Source organism: Bradyrhizobium sp. (assembly GCF_035484855.1).
Taxonomy (GTDB): domain Bacteria; phylum Pseudomonadota; class Alphaproteobacteria; order Rhizobiales; family Xanthobacteraceae; genus Bradyrhizobium.
The window spans coordinates 24,103-39,686 of record NZ_DATHOP010000072.1; the positions used below are offsets into that span (position 1 = coordinate 24,103).

Annotated in this window: 17 protein-coding genes; 12 read left to right on the forward strand and 5 right to left on the reverse strand. The window is 62.0% G+C overall.

What is annotated here, in order from left to right; genetic code table 11:
- The first annotated feature begins 15 nt into the window (after nucleotides 1–15).
- The 4 genes from VK804_RS08200 to VK804_RS08215 all read left to right on the forward strand — a co-directional run bounded on the left by VK804_RS08200 (nucleotide 16) and on the right by VK804_RS08215 (nucleotide 3,685).
- Nucleotides 16–528, forward strand: coding sequence for a GNAT family N-acetyltransferase (locus VK804_RS08200; RefSeq protein ID WP_325369733.1), 513 nt, complete (start codon nucleotides 16–18; stop codon nucleotides 526–528).
- Nucleotides 525–2,123: a citramalate synthase gene (cimA, locus tag VK804_RS08205; RefSeq protein WP_325369735.1), complete on the forward strand. Its 1,599-nt coding sequence runs from the start codon at nucleotides 525–527 to the stop codon at nucleotides 2,121–2,123. Before VK804_RS08200 ends, cimA begins: the two co-directional genes overlap by 4 nt.
- A 118-nt stretch (nucleotides 2,124–2,241) precedes the next feature.
- Entirely contained in the window at nucleotides 2,242–2,619 is a 378-nt protein-coding gene (locus tag VK804_RS08210; protein WP_325369738.1) for a VOC family protein, read from the forward strand.
- Between the two features lie 97 nt (nucleotides 2,620–2,716).
- Nucleotides 2,717–3,685, forward strand: a complete 969-nt coding sequence (locus VK804_RS08215; protein ID WP_325369740.1) for a hypothetical protein — start codon at nucleotides 2,717–2,719, stop codon at nucleotides 3,683–3,685.
- On the opposite strand, the gene VK804_RS08220 is transcribed toward VK804_RS08215, so the two are convergent.
- Nucleotides 3,682–4,179, reverse strand: a complete 498-nt coding sequence (locus tag VK804_RS08220) for a hypothetical protein (protein ID WP_325369742.1) — start codon at nucleotides 4,177–4,179, stop codon at nucleotides 3,682–3,684. The two genes, VK804_RS08215 and VK804_RS08220, sit on opposite strands and share 4 nt — an antisense overlap.
- A 74-nt stretch (nucleotides 4,180–4,253) precedes the next feature.
- The gene (locus VK804_RS08225; protein WP_325369744.1) at nucleotides 4,254–4,853 is read right to left on the reverse strand and encodes a TIGR00730 family Rossman fold protein; all 600 of its coding nucleotides are present in this window, start codon (nucleotides 4,851–4,853) and stop codon (nucleotides 4,254–4,256) included.
- A 198-nt stretch (nucleotides 4,854–5,051) separates the two neighbouring features.
- On the opposite strand from VK804_RS08225, the gene VK804_RS08230 reads away from it, so the two are divergent.
- The 4 genes from VK804_RS08230 (at nucleotide 5,052) to VK804_RS08245 (ending at nucleotide 9,618) form a co-directional block, all read left to right on the forward strand.
- A complete protein-coding gene (locus VK804_RS08230; protein WP_325369746.1) occupies nucleotides 5,052–7,028 on the forward strand; it encodes an ABC transporter ATP-binding protein/permease in 1,977 nt (658 codons plus the stop codon).
- 75 nt (nucleotides 7,029–7,103) lie between these two features.
- On the forward strand, nucleotides 7,104–7,802 hold the full coding sequence (locus VK804_RS08235) for a phosphatidylserine decarboxylase (RefSeq protein ID WP_325369748.1): 699 nt from the start codon (nucleotides 7,104–7,106) through the stop codon (nucleotides 7,800–7,802).
- An 81-nt stretch (nucleotides 7,803–7,883) separates the two neighbouring features.
- A complete protein-coding gene (gene pssA / locus VK804_RS08240; RefSeq protein WP_325369766.1) occupies nucleotides 7,884–8,765 on the forward strand; it encodes a CDP-diacylglycerol--serine O-phosphatidyltransferase in 882 nt (293 codons plus the stop codon).
- Between the two features lie 133 nt (nucleotides 8,766–8,898).
- Nucleotides 8,899–9,618: an RraA family protein gene (locus VK804_RS08245; protein ID WP_325369750.1), complete on the forward strand. Its 720-nt coding sequence runs from the start codon at nucleotides 8,899–8,901 to the stop codon at nucleotides 9,616–9,618.
- 74 nt (nucleotides 9,619–9,692) lie between these two features.
- Here the strand turns inward: VK804_RS08245 and VK804_RS08250 are convergent, their stop codons facing one another.
- The 3 genes from VK804_RS08250 to VK804_RS08260 all read right to left on the reverse strand — a co-directional run bounded on the left by VK804_RS08250 (nucleotide 9,693) and on the right by VK804_RS08260 (nucleotide 11,450).
- Nucleotides 9,693–9,884 carry a hypothetical protein gene (locus tag VK804_RS08250; RefSeq protein ID WP_325369752.1) on the reverse strand — a complete coding sequence of 64 codons (192 nt, stop codon included), beginning with the start codon at nucleotides 9,882–9,884 and terminating at the stop codon, nucleotides 9,693–9,695.
- Nucleotides 9,885–9,922: 38 nt separating this feature from the next.
- The gene (locus tag VK804_RS08255; RefSeq protein ID WP_325369754.1) at nucleotides 9,923–11,131 is read right to left on the reverse strand and encodes a radical SAM/SPASM domain-containing protein; all 1,209 of its coding nucleotides are present in this window, start codon (nucleotides 11,129–11,131) and stop codon (nucleotides 9,923–9,925) included.
- Nucleotides 11,132–11,243: 112 nt separating this feature from the next.
- Nucleotides 11,244–11,450: a hypothetical protein gene (locus tag VK804_RS08260; RefSeq protein WP_325369756.1), complete on the reverse strand. Its 207-nt coding sequence runs from the start codon at nucleotides 11,448–11,450 to the stop codon at nucleotides 11,244–11,246.
- A 232-nt stretch (nucleotides 11,451–11,682) separates the two neighbouring features.
- On the opposite strand from VK804_RS08260, the gene VK804_RS08265 reads away from it, so the two are divergent.
- The 4 genes from VK804_RS08265 to VK804_RS08280 all read left to right on the forward strand — a co-directional run.
- Complete coding sequence (locus tag VK804_RS08265; protein WP_325369768.1) at nucleotides 11,683–12,507, forward strand: SDR family NAD(P)-dependent oxidoreductase; 825 nt, start codon at nucleotides 11,683–11,685, stop codon at nucleotides 12,505–12,507.
- 159 nt (nucleotides 12,508–12,666) lie between these two features.
- Nucleotides 12,667–13,962: a TRAFs-binding domain-containing protein gene (locus VK804_RS08270; protein WP_325369758.1), complete on the forward strand. Its 1,296-nt coding sequence runs from the start codon at nucleotides 12,667–12,669 to the stop codon at nucleotides 13,960–13,962.
- A gap of 454 nt (nucleotides 13,963–14,416) precedes the next feature.
- Complete coding sequence (locus VK804_RS08275; RefSeq protein WP_325369760.1) at nucleotides 14,417–15,190, forward strand: motility protein A; 774 nt, start codon at nucleotides 14,417–14,419, stop codon at nucleotides 15,188–15,190.
- 33 nt (nucleotides 15,191–15,223) lie between these two features.
- Nucleotides 15,224–15,584: flagellar motor protein MotB (locus VK804_RS08280; RefSeq protein WP_325369762.1), on the forward strand; the 361-nt coding region annotated here is incomplete at its 3' end.

Here is a 15,584-nt window from a genome sequence, read left to right on the forward strand (position 1 = left end):
GGGAGCCGGTTAGAGATGGGACAGGCGCTGCCCAAACCTGCTTTGCGGCCGTTCCTTGCGACGGATACGCCGGTGCTGGCGGCGATCTTTGTCGCCAGCGTCGAGGAACTGACCGGCGAAGATTACAGCGAGGCGCAACAGCAGGCCTGGGCCGGCGCCGCCGACGACGAGGAGCAATTCGGCAAGCGCCTGGCAGGCGAACTCACGCTGGTCGCCACGCTGCAGAATTCGCCGGTTGGATTTGCCGCGCTGAAGGGCAAGGATCATATCGACATGCTCTATGTCCATCCGGGCGTGGTCGGGCAGGGCGTGGCGTCGATGCTGCTCGACGCGCTGGAAAAACTCGCCGGCGGCCGCGGGGCAAAGGCACTCACGGTCGATGCCAGCGACAATGCCGCGGAGTTTTTTACCAAGCGCGGTTATGTCGCCACGCGCCGCAACACCGTGACCGTCAACGGCGAATGGCTCGCCAACACCACGATGCAGAAGACGCTGGGCGATGGCGCCAAGCCGGGAGCTCCCACATGAGCCGCGAACGTCTCTATCTGTTCGACACCACGCTGCGCGACGGCGCGCAGACCAACGGCGTCGACTTCACGCTGCGCGACAAGCAGCTGATCGCGCACATGCTGGACGACCTCGGCATCGATTATGTCGAGGGCGGCTATCCCGGCGCCAATCCGACCGACACCGAATTCTTCGCCGAGAAACCAAAATTCGATCGCGCGCGCTTCACCGCGTTCGGCATGACCCGGCGTCCCGGCCGTTCGCCCTCGAACGATCCGGGTCTTGCAGGGCTGCTGGAAGCCAAGGCGGATGCGATCTGCTTTGTCGCAAAGTCCTCTGCCTATCAGGTCCGGGTGGCGCTCGAGACCACCAACGAGGAAAATCTCGCGTCCATCCGCGATAGCGTGAAGGCCGCGAAATCCGCTGGCCGCGAGGTCATGCTCGACTGCGAGCATTTCTTCGACGGTTACAAGGAGAATCCCGAATTCGCGCTGGCCTGCGCCAAAGCGGCCTATGATTCCGGCGCACGCTGGGTTGTGTTGTGCGACACCAATGGCGGCACCATGCCGCACGAGGTCGAGAGCATCGTCACCGAGGTCACGAAACACATTCCGGGCGATCATGTCGGCATCCACGCCCATAATGACACCGAGCAGGCGGTGGCCAATTCGCTGGCCGCGGTGCGCGCCGGCGTCCGCCAGATCCAGGGCACGCTGAACGGGCTCGGCGAACGCTGCGGCAATGCCAATTTGTGTTCCCTGATCCCGACCTTGCGGCTGAAGGGTGAATTTTCCGATCGCTTCGAGATCGGGGTATCCCAGGACAAGATGGCGACGCTGACCAAAGTGTCGCGCACGCTCGACGACATGCTCAACCGTGCGCCTGACCGCCACGCACCTTACGTCGGCGAGAGCGCCTTCGTCACCAAGACCGGGATTCATGCTTCCGCCGTGCTGAAGGATCCGCACACCTACGAGCACGTAGCGCCGGAATCGGTCGGCAATCATCGCAAGGTCTTGGTGTCCGATCAGGCCGGCCGCTCCAATGTCATCGCCGAACTGGAGCGCGCCGGCATCGCCTATGCGAGGGACGACCCGAAACTGGTGCGCCTGGTCGAGGAAATGAAGGACCGCGAGGCCGCGGGCTACGCCTATGAATCCGCCAACGCCTCGTTCGACCTGTTGGCGCGGCGAACGCTCGGCAAGGTCGCGGAATACTTCCGGGTCGAACAATTCGACGTCAATGTCGAGCAGCGCTACAACGCCAACGGCCAGCGCGTCACGGTGGCGCTTGCCGTGGTCAAGGTCGACGTCGACGGCGAGAAACTGATCTCGGCGGCTGAGGGCAACGGTCCGGTCAACGCGCTCGACGTCGCGCTGCGCAAGGATCTCGGCAAATACCAGAAATACATCGAGGGATTGAAGCTGATCGACTATCGCGTGCGTATCCTCAATGGCGGCACCGAGGCGGTGACGCGGGTCTTGATCGAGAGCGAGGACGAGGCGGGCGAACGCTGGACCACGATCGGCGTGTCGCCCAACATCATCGACGCCTCGTTCCAGGCGCTGATGGATTCGGTGGTCTACAAGCTGGTGAAGTCGGGCGCGCCGGTGTAGCAAATGCAACCACCGTCATTGCGAGCGAAGCGAAGCAATCCATCGCGCAACAGCAAGAAAGAATGGATTGCTTCGTCGCAAGAGCTCCTCGCAATGACGGCAAAAGCTGGAGCCGGCAATGATCGACCACATCTCCGTCGGCGTCAGCGATCTCCAACGATCTGCGCGCTTCTATGAAGCGGCACTGGCGCCGCTCGGGCTGGTGCGGCTGGTGAGCCGGCCCGCAACGGTTGGTTTCGGCAAGGACTATCCCGAGTTCTGGATCAATTTTCGTGATCGCATGCCACCCGTCGCGCCGGAGAGCGGCGTCCATATCTGCCTGCGGGCAAGATCGACGACTGCCGTCGACGCCTTCCACGCCGCGGCGCTCGCTGCCGGCGGCCGCTCCGACGGCGCGCCGGGGCTGCGCCCGCACGATCGCGTGCGCTATTACGCGGCGTTCATCGTCGATCCCGACGGCAATCGCATCGAGGCGGTGACGTTTCCGGAGGGATGAGGCCTGCCGAGCCTGCACAATATTAGGTTGTATTTAAGAGATATAACATCTATAATTAGCAAGAAAGAAGGGCTTGGCGCGTTCCCTGTGAGTAGCAATGAAGAAGGTAGCAATTTTCAGAAGCTTTGCCCGAGAGGCGATAAAAAATTCGCACGTGTCCATCAAGGCGTGTTGGACGATACTTTTCACCGGAGGAACGTTTGCGCTTCTGCATTCGTTCGATGAATTGGTCGAATGTAAATTTCCAGATCTGACGTCGAATCTGTTCGTCACCAGTTGCAGCAGAGTTCCGGATAATTTTTCATTCGGAATATCGATGTCTCTCTTCCTGGTCTACGTCCTCACATTTTACCGATTTTATGTCGGCAACATCAGGGTCTTCGACATCCGCTATGACGAGGTGTTCAAGTTCATTGATAGTCTTCACGACCCAAAGAATCAGCTGAATGCCGAGCAAAAGGACGCGGAACAGGAGGAGCGGGATTACGACAATCTGCTGGAGTACAGTGATCGCTTGGGCAAAGAGGAAAGCCTCTTTCTCATAATACCCGCGCTCATAATTGTGTATTTAACGGTTACTCCATCGAATCCGCTGAAGTTTTTGTGGGTTTACCTGGCGCTGCTTGCGGCCGACATAATTTGGTTGTTCTGGAGCTTGAGGCCCTGGGCCCCGGGAGTCAAATCCAGGAAATATTTAGTTACAAGATTTTTTGACAGCTTTCCTGAACTCAAGGGTACCCCTTTCGAAAGGAAGCTGCCGGAAACCGCCTCGACGAGATGGGGAGTGAACAATTGTGTTTTTGCAGTTGTCATCTTAGTTATCTTGCTTGCGCATCTCGCAATCGGCAACAAGGTCTGCAGCCTTCACTTCTGCGTTCTGGGTGACCTGGCTTGCCAGGAGATTTTGTTGGCCGCCGGTGCGCTCGCAGCTCTGCTAAACTGCGGCACTGATTTGATTTGGACATGGGATTTTTACAACCCGAAGTTTGGCGATGACCAAAAACGCGTAATTGGAAAAGATGCAAAGTTTGAACTTGAGCGAAATCACGATGCTCGGGAAGCCTAGCGGGAACGCAACGACGAAAAAGACGCAGACAGAATCTTGTGGCTTTGATGGATTCGGCCCAACAGGATATCGGCTACCGCCCAGCATCCAACCGCCGCGGCACCCAGGAAGCTGCCTCCGGCGATGGCGGCCAGGATTGCAGGAATCCGCAATGCGAGCATCGCTATTCCGGCCAGCGGCTGCAGCGCGTCGGCCAGCCCCACCAGGCGCTCCCTGTCGTATCGCTGGCCGAGCCATGCCAGCGGTGCCCTGGCAGCGCCGATCAACCAGGCAATCGCCATTGCGATCAGCGCGTACTGGAAGGCTTGATTGCCGCGGCTTAGTTCGGAGGTGACGGCAAGCGCGTCGCCGAAGGCGAACAATCCGCAACCGGCTGAATAGCCGCTCCGCAAATGGCCGTACCGGGTCAGGATGATTTCCGCCGCGAGGAAGCTGACCGCGACGGCGGTCCCGCTCGCATCGCCACCGAGCAGGAACAACGCGCTCCCGGCCATCGATATCAATCCTGCGATATTTTCCGCTTTCATCGTGATAACCGCCGGCAGAGGGTCGATGGCAGAACTGACGACTACAACCTCTTCACATTGGCCGAGGCGGCAATTTCGGGCCTCCGGCTTTGCAGGGCCGCTTGAATTGACGGCAGTATATCATGGACCTTGGAGGTGACCGAGTAGCGAAACTCGCTTTCCGAATGGATGAAACCGGCCGACCGCAAGTGCTCGAAAAGCTCCAGCAAGGGCGACCAGAAGTCATCGATATTGAGAATGACGATCGGTTTTTGATGACGCGCAAGTTGGGCCCAGGTCAGTTGCTCCACCAATTCCTCCAGCGTGCCGATTCCGCCGGGCAGCGCAACGAATGCGTCAGCGCGCTCGAACATGATCTGTTTGCGCTCGTGCATTGTCGTCGTGACAATCAATTCTGAAACATTCTGATTGATGCGTTCGCGCGTCGCGAGGAATTCGGGGATGATGCCGATCGTGTTGCCGCCGTGATCGATGACGGCTGCGGCGACCGCGCCCATCAATCCGAGCGCTCCGCCGCCATAAACGAGGTCGATTCCGCTCTCGGCGAGGATTTTCCCGAAATCCCGGGCCCCTTCGATAAAGCGCGGGTTTGTGCCGGGGCCGGAGCCGCAATAGACACAGACGGTCCTGATCTTGTTCATCCTCGGGCATGTGGCACTGCAGCGTAACGCCGTCAAGCCTGTCGAATTGACAGACACCTTCGAATCCGGCGGTAAATGCCTGAGAAGCGTGAAAGAATGGCGTTCCCCCGGGGGGTGCGCCGGGAGCGCAAACGCTCTATATGACGGGGCAGAATGCGACGACAACCGCACCACAGCACGCTTCCGGGCACCTGATTGATGGCTCATCCTGATTCGTCTCACGGCGCCGGTGAAGCGCTGCCTGCCACGAGCAAGACGATCGAACAGGCGACCCTGATCGGGACGCTGGTGCACCTGTGGCCCTATATCTGGCCCAGCGATCGCGCCGACCTGAAGATGCGCGTGATCTGGTCGGTGGTGCTGTTGCTGTTCGCCAAGCTCGCGACACTGGCGGTGCCGTTCACCTTCAAATGGGCGATCGACGCGCTCACCGGCGCCGATACCGCGCCGCTGCAATCGTCGAACTGGACGCTGTGGCTGATCGCATCGCCCTTGATCATGACGCTCAGCTATGGCGGCTTGCGCGTGTTGATGGCGGTGCTGACGCAATGGCGCGACGGCATCTTCGCGCGCGTGGCGATGCATGCGGTGCGCAAGCTCGCCTACCGCACCTTCGTCCACATGCACGAATTGTCGCTGCGCTTTCATCTGGAGCGCAAGACCGGCGGCCTGACCCGGGTGCTGGAGCGCGGCCGCACCGGCATCGAGGTCATCGTACGGATGGTGATCCTGCAGCTGATCCCGACCATCGTCGAGGTATCGCTCCTGATGGCCGTGCTGCTGTGGAAATTCGACTGGCGCTACGTGCTGGTCACCATGATCACGGTCGTGGTGTTCATGTACTATACCTATATCGCGACCGAATGGCGGATCGAGATCCGCCGCAAGATGAACGAATCCGACACCGAGGCCAACACCAAGGCGATCGACTCGCTGCTCAACTACGAGACGGTGAAATATTTCACCGCCGAGGAGCGCGAAGCCACCCGCTACGACCGTTCGATGGAGCGCTATGAGCGCGCCAGCGTGAAGACCTACACCTCGCTCGCGGTGCTCAATACCGGGCAGGCGATCATTTTCACCTTCGGCCTCACCGCGACCATGCTGATGTGCGCGCTGGGAGTCCGCAGCGGCCATAACACGGTCGGCGATTTCGTCATGGTCAACGCCATGATGATCCAGCTCTACCAGCCCCTGAATTTCATGGGCATGGTCTATCGCGAGATCAAGCAGGCGATCATCGACATCGAGAAGATGTTCAGCGTGCTGTCGTGGCGGGCGGAGATCACCGACGTTCCCGGCGCCCTGCCGCTGGTCGTCACGTCGGGCAATGTCCGCTTCGAGGACGTCCGCTTCTCCTACGACCCGGAGCGGCCGATCCTCAAGGGCCTCAGCTTCGATGTGCCGGCCGGCAAGACGGTGGCGATCGTCGGTCCCTCCGGCGCCGGCAAATCGACCATCTCGCGGCTGTTGTTCCGGCTCTATGACGTCTCCAGCGGCCGGATCCTGATCGACGGCCAGGACATCCGCAACGTCACCCAGGCCTCGCTGCGGGCGCAGATCGGCATGGTGCCGCAGGACACCGTGCTGTTCAACGACACCATCCGCTACAACATCCGTTACGGCCGATGGGACGCCACCGATGCCGAGGTGGAGCAGGCGGCGCGGCTGGCGCAGATCGATCCCTTCATCAAGATGTCGCCGAAGGGCTATGAGACCCAGGTCGGCGAGCGCGGCCTGAAATTGTCGGGCGGCGAGAAGCAGCGCGTCGCGATCGCGCGCACCGTGCTCAAGGGACCGCCGATCCTGGTGCTGGACGAAGCGACTTCCGCGCTCGACAGCCACACCGAGCATGAAATCCAGGAGGCGCTGGACCGGGTGTCGCAGAACCGCACCTCGCTCGTGATCGCGCACCGGCTGTCGACCATCGTCGGCGCCGACGAGATCATCGTGCTGGACCAGGGCCGCATCGCCGAGCGCGGCACCCACAGCCTGCTTTTGGCAAGCGGCGGACTCTATGCCAGTATGTGGAACCGGCAGCGCGAAGCCCAGGAGGCGCGCGAAAGGCTCGCGCGGATCACCGACGAGAACGAGGCGCCCAACCGGGAGCCGCCGCCGCTCGACGACGCGCTGGTGACGCCCGATGTGTTGGCGACGCCTGCCGCGGCGGAATGACCCTGATGATCCCGTCTCCCGTTTTGGGGAGAACGCACAATGCATCCGTGAACCCAGAGATCGGTGAGCTCGCAAATGTCCATCGCCAATTCGATCCGCGCGCAGATTCCGCCTGTTCACAAGGAAGGCTATCCCTTCATCGGCGGCTTCGCGGTCGTGAGCCTGATCCTGTTCTGGATATGGTCGCCTCTCGGGTGGATCGGCACATTGCTGACGGTCTGGTGCGCGCTGTTCTTCCGCGATCCGGTGCGTGTGACGCCGATCGGCGAGGGCATCGTGGTGGCGCCGGCCGACGGGCGGATTTCGATGATCGCGCAGGCCTTGCCGCCGGCCGAACTCGGTCTCGGCGACAAGCCGCTGCCGCGCATCTCGATCTTCATGAGCGTGTTCAACTGCCATGTGAACCGCAGCCCGGTCGCAGGCCGCATCGATCGCATCGCCTACCGGCCGGGGGCCTTCATCAACGCCGAGCTCGACAAGGCGAGCGAGGACAATGAGCGCAATTCGCTTGCGATCTCCACGCCCAACGGGCGCATCGGCGTGGTGCAGATCGCGGGGCTAGTGGCGCGGCGGATCGTCTGCTTCGTTCGCGACGGCCAGTCGATCGGCGCCGGCGAGCGGTTCGGGCTGATCCGGTTTGGATCGCGTCTCGACGTCTATCTGCCCGAAGGCACCAAAGCGCTGGTTTCGGAAGGCCAGACCGCGGTGGCGGGCGAGACCATTTTGGCCGATTTCAGGCTTAGCGATCCCGGCCGGACGTTCCGGGCCGATTAACCATTCGAGCGGCCGAAATGGAGCTTACCGCCGCAATGGCGGAGCCGGCCGACGCTTGCTATATGTCATCGGGCCATGCCGATGCCCTTCGATCCCAATCAATCCGAGCAATTGCGCCGCCGCCGGTTTCGTCCGATCCCGGTGCGGCTATTAGTGCCCAACGTCATCACCCTGCTGGCGATCTGCGCCGGGCTGACCGCGATCCGCCTGTCGACGGAAGGACACATGCAGCTTGCGGTGGCCGCGATCGTGTTCGCGGCCATTCTCGACGGCCTGGACGGCCGGGTCGCGCGGATGATCAAGGGCCAGTCGAAATTCGGCGCCGAACTCGACAGCCTTGCGGATTTCGTCAATTTCGGCGTCGCGCCCGGCCTGATCCTGTACTTCTGGCAATTGCACGAACTCAACAATGGCGGCTGGATCGCCGCCATGGTGTTTGCGATCTCGGGCGGCCTGAGGCTGGCGCGCTTCAACGCCACCATGGACGACCCGAACAAGCCGCCGTTTGCGGCCAATTACTTCACCGGCGTTCCGGCGCCGGCCGGCGCGATCACCGTGCTGCTTCCGATCTATCTCGCCTTCCTCGGCTGGCCGCAACCGCCGGCGATCCTGACCGCGCTCTATACGCTCCTGATCGCGTTCCTGATGGTGTCGCGGCTGCCGGTGTTTTCCGGCAAGACCTGGCGGATGCGCGTGCCGCCGGAAATGGTGCTGCCGGTTTTCGTTTCGGTGGTGTTCTTCATTGCGCTGTTGATCGGCTATCCCTGGCACATCCTGTCGGTCGGATCGGTACTCTATCTGCTGAGTCTGCCGGCCGGATGGAAGTCCTATCGCGACCAGGCGCGCAAGGCGGCCGCCGCCGCTGCGCCGCCCGAAAGTGTCGCGCCGTCCAGTCCGGCGCCGCCGTTCGCGCCGGTGGCGACCGAACCGGGCGAGGGCGACCGTCCGGCACGGCTGAACTGAGCGGCCCGGCTCCATCGCTGGATATCTGACATGAGCGATCGCCGGGTTGGGTTCGATCCCGATCTCGGCTATACGGCTTTGCCATACGGCCTCTTAAGAAAGGGCCGCTCCCCAAATCTCCGGAGAAAACGCCGTGACGGATTCCACCAAAGCGCCGCTGCCTGCTTCACTGCTGGAAGCGCTGGCGCGCTATGACACGCCCACCATCTGCAACGCGATGGAAGTGGTCGCACCCGAACGCCGCCTGATCGGCTACACCACCAAGCCGCTGGTCTGCCCGTTCCCCGACCTGCCGCCGATGGTCGGCTACGCCCGCACGGTGTCGATCCGCTCGGTGCTGCAATCCGGCCTTCCCGCCGCCGAGCAGGCCAAGCGCCGCATCGCCTATTATGAATATGTCGGCACAGGCCACGGTCCGCGCATCACCGTGATCCAGGATATCGACGGCGCCGACGTTGGTTACGGCGCGTTCTGGGGCGAGGTGCAGAGCAACGTGCACAAGGCGCTCGGCTGTCTCGGCGTCATCACCGACGGCTCGATCCGCGACATCCCGCAATGGGCGCCGGGTTTCCAGGCGCTCGCCGGATCGATCGGGCCGTCGCACGCCTGGGTCCATGCCGAGAACTTCGGCGGCGAGGTCCGCGTCGCCGGCATGACCGTTCGCAACGACGATCTGATTCATGCCGATCGTCACGGCGCGATCGTGATCCCCCTCGACATCGCCGCCAAGATTCCGGATGCCGCCGAACTCTGCGGCCGCCGCGAGACGCCGATCCTGGAGATCGCCCGCAGCAAGGACTTCTCGCTGGAAAAGCTCAAAGACGCGCTGAAGCGCTCGGCCGAAATTCACTGACGGCCTCGCTACTAGATTCTTGTTTTGACGCGTTTTCTTCACGCGAACCGGTGACCACTTCGCTCGAAAACGCTCTACTCGTCCTCTCCACGAGAAGCCCGGTCTGCGGCGGCACTGCGCAGCCGGTCGATGCGCTGCATGGTTTCGACCGCGAGATAGCCTCCGTCGCGATAGCGTTCGCCCGTCTCGCGGGCGTCGCCGCCGCAATGCGGGCAAACAACGGTACCTTCGAAAACGTAGCGGACGCATTGACGACAGAGCACCATCACTGGCGGCCCATGGCCTCGAGGTGGAGAACCGCCGCTCATGCCACCGGTGCCTCGACCGGGATCGGTTCTTCCAGCAGCGCGAAGCGTCCGGTGGCGAATGGAAACGCCGGGGCCTCGGCGACCTTGACGATACGCTCGCGGACGCCGCGCTCGGCCAGCGTCAGCACCCGGTGGTGACAATACGGATTGTTGCCGCGGCGGCCGAGCAGCGAATCCGCCGTCCAGGTGCAGCCGCCGCGGCATGCCTCGGCGTAATAGCATTCCCGGCAAAAGCCCCAGAGGTCGTCGGTGCCGCGGTTGCGGTTGAACTGCAGCGCCGGATGCGTCGCCCACAACTCCGCGATCGGCGTGTCACGGACATCGCCGGCCCCGTAGCGGTCGGTCGCGAGCGACGGGCAGCCCTTCAGCGTGCCGTCGGCTTCCAGCCCGATCGCGTTCTGGCCGGCCGGGCAGCCGCTGTAATAGCCGCGGTCCGGTCCGCGCCACAGCGCTTCGTAGGGACCGAAGTAACCGATATTGTTGCCCGGCAACAGCAGCAGATCCCGCTCGCGCCCCTTGCGATGCAGGTCCGCCAGCAGCGGCATCAGCGTCGCAAGCTCAAAGGGCTGCAGCAGGATCTCCTCGTTGTCGACGGCGTTGCCCATCGCGACCGTCAACTGGATCTGCCAGTACTTTGCGCCGGCCTCGATGATGACATCCATCACCTGCGGAAGTTCGGGCATGATCGTCGAGGTGATCTGCGTGTTGACGCTGGCGACGAGGCCGACGCGGCGGCAGTCTTCGAGAACGCGCAATGCTTCCGAATAGGAGCCGGAAACGCCGCGCAAATGGTCGTGGAGGGGCTGCAGGCCGTCGATCGACACCCCAAGGCCGAGCAGGCCGGCATCGGCTGCGGCCTTGATCATGTCGCGTGACAGCTTGTAGCCGCCGGTCTGCATGGTGCAGTCGATGCCGTGGTCGCGGATCGCGCGCACCAGGGTCAGCCAGTCCCTGCGGACGAAGGCTTCCCCGCCGATGATCGTAATCTCGCGGGTGCCGAGTTCCGCCAGCTGGCGCACGACGTCGATGCATTCGCTGGTACTCAGTTCCTTGGCACGGCGATGCCCTGCACGCGAGCCGCAGTGAATGCACTTCAGATTGCAGGCGAGCGTGATTTCCCAGACGACATAGACCGGAATGCAATCGATCTGGTCGCGGAGCGACAACCTCCGTCGCGGACCCTCGTCGAGAACAGCGTCTTGCATCGTTTGCCGCCTTTTTCGAAGGTCGCTCACTGTCTTGCGATAAGCGTGAGTCTGGCCGCCCGGCCAAGCACGCTTGCCGCGTCTACTTCAGGCCGTCTGATCCCTGCCGGGGCTATTTCTTGCCCTTTGCTGCGATGGTGGTGTCGAGGTCCTTGAGCGCGGCCTTGAGGTCGGCGGCGTCGGGACCGCTATGATTTTTCAGCAAATCGTGGCCGACGATCTTGTAGGCCTTCAAGGTATCCAAGTCGGCGGTTTTGCACTTGTCGCGGATGACGGCGCCATAGAGTGGTTGTATCCCGCCAGAACCAGAATAAGACATCGCTGTTTCTCCCTTTGGTTGAAAGGCGGCCCGGGAACGCATCTGGTGCTGCGCCCACATGCGGCCGGGATCGCCTGCCGGACTTCGACGTACCACCTTGGTATCGTGCGTCGGGATTATGGCAAGTCAACCTCAAAGTGAAAAGATAATTATTACATTTTTGGCGGTATTTCCGTAATGGGCCTGGCCGTGGCAGTCTGCGCGGCCGGCGCGATGAATGGGACACATTGAAATGAAGATGAACGGCAAGACTGCATTGATCACTGGCTCGACCGACGGCGTCGGCCGCTATGTCGCGGGCAGGCTCGCCGCCGCCGGCGCCAAGGTGCTGGTCCACGGCCGCGACGTGGCGCGGGGCCAAGCGCTGCTCGACGAGATCAACGCAGAAGGGGGCGAGGCCGTGTTCTATCAGGCCGACCTGTCCTCGCTGTCGGAAGCGCGGCGGCTTGCGAACGCGGTCATCGCCGACCACAAGCGGCTCGACCTCTTCATCAGCAATGCCGGGATCGGATCGCAAAATCAGGGACCTCAGCGCCAGACCAGCGCGGATGGCCATGAATTGCGGTTCGCCGTCAACTATCTCGCCGGCTTCCTGCTCGCTTACCGGCTGCTGCCGCTGTTGAAGGCGAGCGCGCCGTCGCGCATCGTCAACGTCGCCTCGCTCGGCCAGCACCCGATCGATTTCGACGATGTCATGATCAACAAAGGCTACAGCGGCGGCCGCGCCTATGCGCAGAGCAAGTTGTCCCAGATCATGTTCACCATTGATCTCGCCGAGGAATTGAAGGGGACCGGCGTCACCGTCAATTCGCTGCACCCGGCCACCTATATGAACACAACGATGGTGCGGGCCGGCGGCATCACCCCGATCTCGACCGTCGAGCAGGGCGGCGAAGCGATCCTGCATCTGGCCCTGGGCGAGGATGTCGCAGCCAAGAGCGGCCTGTTCTTCAACGGCATGAATGAGATGCGCGCCAACCCGCAGGCCTATGACGAGGCCGCGCGGAAGCGGTTGCGCAAGCTCAGCCTGGAACTGACGGGACTTGCGGCCGCCTGACGTGTTCGGCGCGTTTTCCGGCCGCTTCGAAAACGCTATGCTCGGCCGGTTCTAGCTGTGCCGTTTCATTCGAGCGCAGCCCGGACGCTGGCCTCGACTTGCACGGTGTGATATTGACAACCAAAAATTGACGCCGGTTGCAAACCGCCGAGGAAGGCAATGGGAAGCTGTTTTGTCATCATGGGCTTTGGCGAGAAGACCGACTTTCAGTCGAACCCGCAGCGCGTCCTGAATCTGAATCGGACTTACGAAGACATCATCAAGCCGGTTGTCGAAGAGGCTGGCCATACCTGCATACGCGCAGATGAAATCATCCATTCGACCGTCATCGACAAGCCGATGTATGACAATCTGCTCGGCGCCGACCTGGTGGTTGCGGATCTCTCGACATCGAATGTGAATGCGGTCTACGAGCTCGGGGTGCGTCACGCGTTGCGTCCGCACCGCACCATCGTGATGGCGGAAAGCAATTTCAGCTTTCCCTTCGATCTCAATCATCTCAGCATCCTGAAATACGTACACCTCGGAACGGAGATCGGCTTTCAGGAGGTGATGCGGGTCAGGAAGATCCTCAAGGACAAGATTACGACGCTCATGGCAAGCCCAGAGGTCGATAGCCCGGTCTTTCTGTTCATTCCGACCCTGCAGGGAGCCAGTCTTGCCGGCTCGGCGCTGGAGGCGGCGGAAGCACCGGCCGCTCCATCATCGGCGCCGACCGACAACAAGAGCTTCGCTCAACTCCTGGAAGACTTTCGTGCCGCGAAGGGAAAGGTCACGAAAGCAGCCGATTGGAACACGCCCCTGGAGCTGCTGAACCGTCTGGCGACGATGCAGCCCGGCGATCCCTACATCGTGCAGCAGCTCGCACTTGCGACCTACAAGCACGAACAGCCGGACAAAACGGCAGCGCTGGTGGCTGCGAAGGTCATCCTCGACAGGTTGGCGCCGCAAACATCGAGCGACGCGGAGACGGTCGGGCTGTGGGGGGCGATCCACAAGCGGCTGTGGGACGCCACGAAAAATAATGCCGATCTCGATGAGGCGATACAGGCCTATGCGAGAGGCTATTACATCAAGAACGATTATTATAACGGCATCAACTATGCCTTCATGCTCGATGTTCGGGCGTCGACAGCGAGCGGCGATGAGGCGATGGTCGATCGCGTTCTGGCTCGGCGGATACGGCAGGACCTGCTGGCGATTTGCGATCGAGCCGCGGCAAGTGCCGAGCAACAGAAACCGGGTAGTGACGAGCTGTTCTGGATCGGCGCGACCAAGGTCGAAGCCCTGTTCGGCCTCGGCCGGCGGGACGAAGCAAGCCGCCTGCAATCCGAGATCGTCGCCAGCGAGCGCGAGCGCCTGACCAAAGCCGGCAGCGACAGCAAGGAAGCGGGTTGGAAAGAGAACAGCCTGAAGGACCAACTGGCAAAGCTCGGCCCGCTATTGCCGGCTTAGAGCCTTTTCTGTTTCGATCGAATCGAAACGGGGCTCTAGGTTCTTTGTTTGACGCGTTTTCTCAACGCGAACTGGTGACCACCCCGGATCGTGTCCGGGGCAGGCTTTCGCTTGAAAACGCTGTGGACGGCCGCGATTGCATTGCGATCCGATCGGACGAGTTGGCCGTCCGGCGCGATGATTGCAGAGCCATGCGACGAAGTTCGTCGACATCATGCCACTCCGGAGGTTGGTGAGCTGGCAACGCCGCAGCAGAGCGGCGGCCCGCGGCAGTATGGTTAGCAGAGTGTTGAAACCCGGCCCGGCGCCCGATTGTTTCTCCGACCCAGCGTCAATCGGTTTAACCTTTACGCGTCTTTAATGGCGTGTCCGTAGGGTTTTGGTCGCGCGGCCCGGGTTGGGCCGCGTCACCGTCCAGAACGGTCGGTCGTTCGCGTATGCGTTGGAGTCTCCCATGGATATCATGACGGGCGTCGGGCTCGTGTTCGGCATCATCGTCATAACGATTATGGTGCTCCTGGGCGGCGATCTGCATATGTTCGTCAGCGAGCACGCCGTCATCATCATCTTCGGCGGTTCGATCGCCGCCACCATGATCCGGTTTCCGCTCAGCGCGATTCTGCACGGTTTGCCGCTGGGCGCGAAATTCGCCTTCACCATGAGCCGGCTGTCGGCGCGCGACCTGGTCGACGAACTGGCCCGCATCGCCGAAATCGCCCGCAAGCAGGGCCCGGTCGGCCTGGAAAAGGTCGAGACCGACGAACCGTTCCTGGCCAAGGGCATTCGGTTCGTCGCCGACGGCTACGATCTCGAATTCATCCGCGACAATCTCGAACGCGACCGCGATAATTTCCTGATGCATCTCGACGAGGGCGGCAAGATCTACCGCGCCATCGGCGACTGCGCCCCGGCGTTTGGCATGATCGGCACCCTGATCGGCATGGTGCAGATGTTCGCCAACATGACCGACCCCTCGAAGCTCGGCCCCTTCATGGCCACCGCCCTGCTGGCGACGCTCTACGGCGCGCTGGTCGCCAACCTGTTCTGCCTTCCGATCGCCGACAAGCTGCATGGCAAGCTGCTCGACGAGGAGACCAACCGCACCCTGATCATCGACGGCATCCTGATGATCCGCGATTCCAAGAGCCCGACATTGGTCCGGGAAATGTTGCTGGCCTATCTGCCGGAAAAGCACCGCCACGAAGAGGGCGAGCCGGTACCGGCCTGATCGGGCCGGCGGGATCGGTCCGGAAAGCAAGCAATGGCCAAGAAGAAACGCGGCGGCGCACACGGAGGAGGGCACGGCTGGTTCGTGACCTTCGCCGACCTGATGGGCCTGATGATGAGCTTCTTCGTGATGCTCGTCGCCTTCTCCACCATGGACAACAACAAGCTCAAGATCGTCGCCGGCTCGATGCGTGATGCTTTCGGCGTGCAGAGCGAGGTGCGTTATTCCGGCATTGTCGAATCCGACGGCCTGCCGACGCGACCGAAGCTGAAGAACACCGCGCACATCCCGCCGGAGGAAGCGTCCAATACGCCGACCCCGAACGAGCAGGATCACATGCGCACTTCCGGCGCCCACCTGAAGGTCGATCGTGAATTCGCGCTGGCCTCGGCCT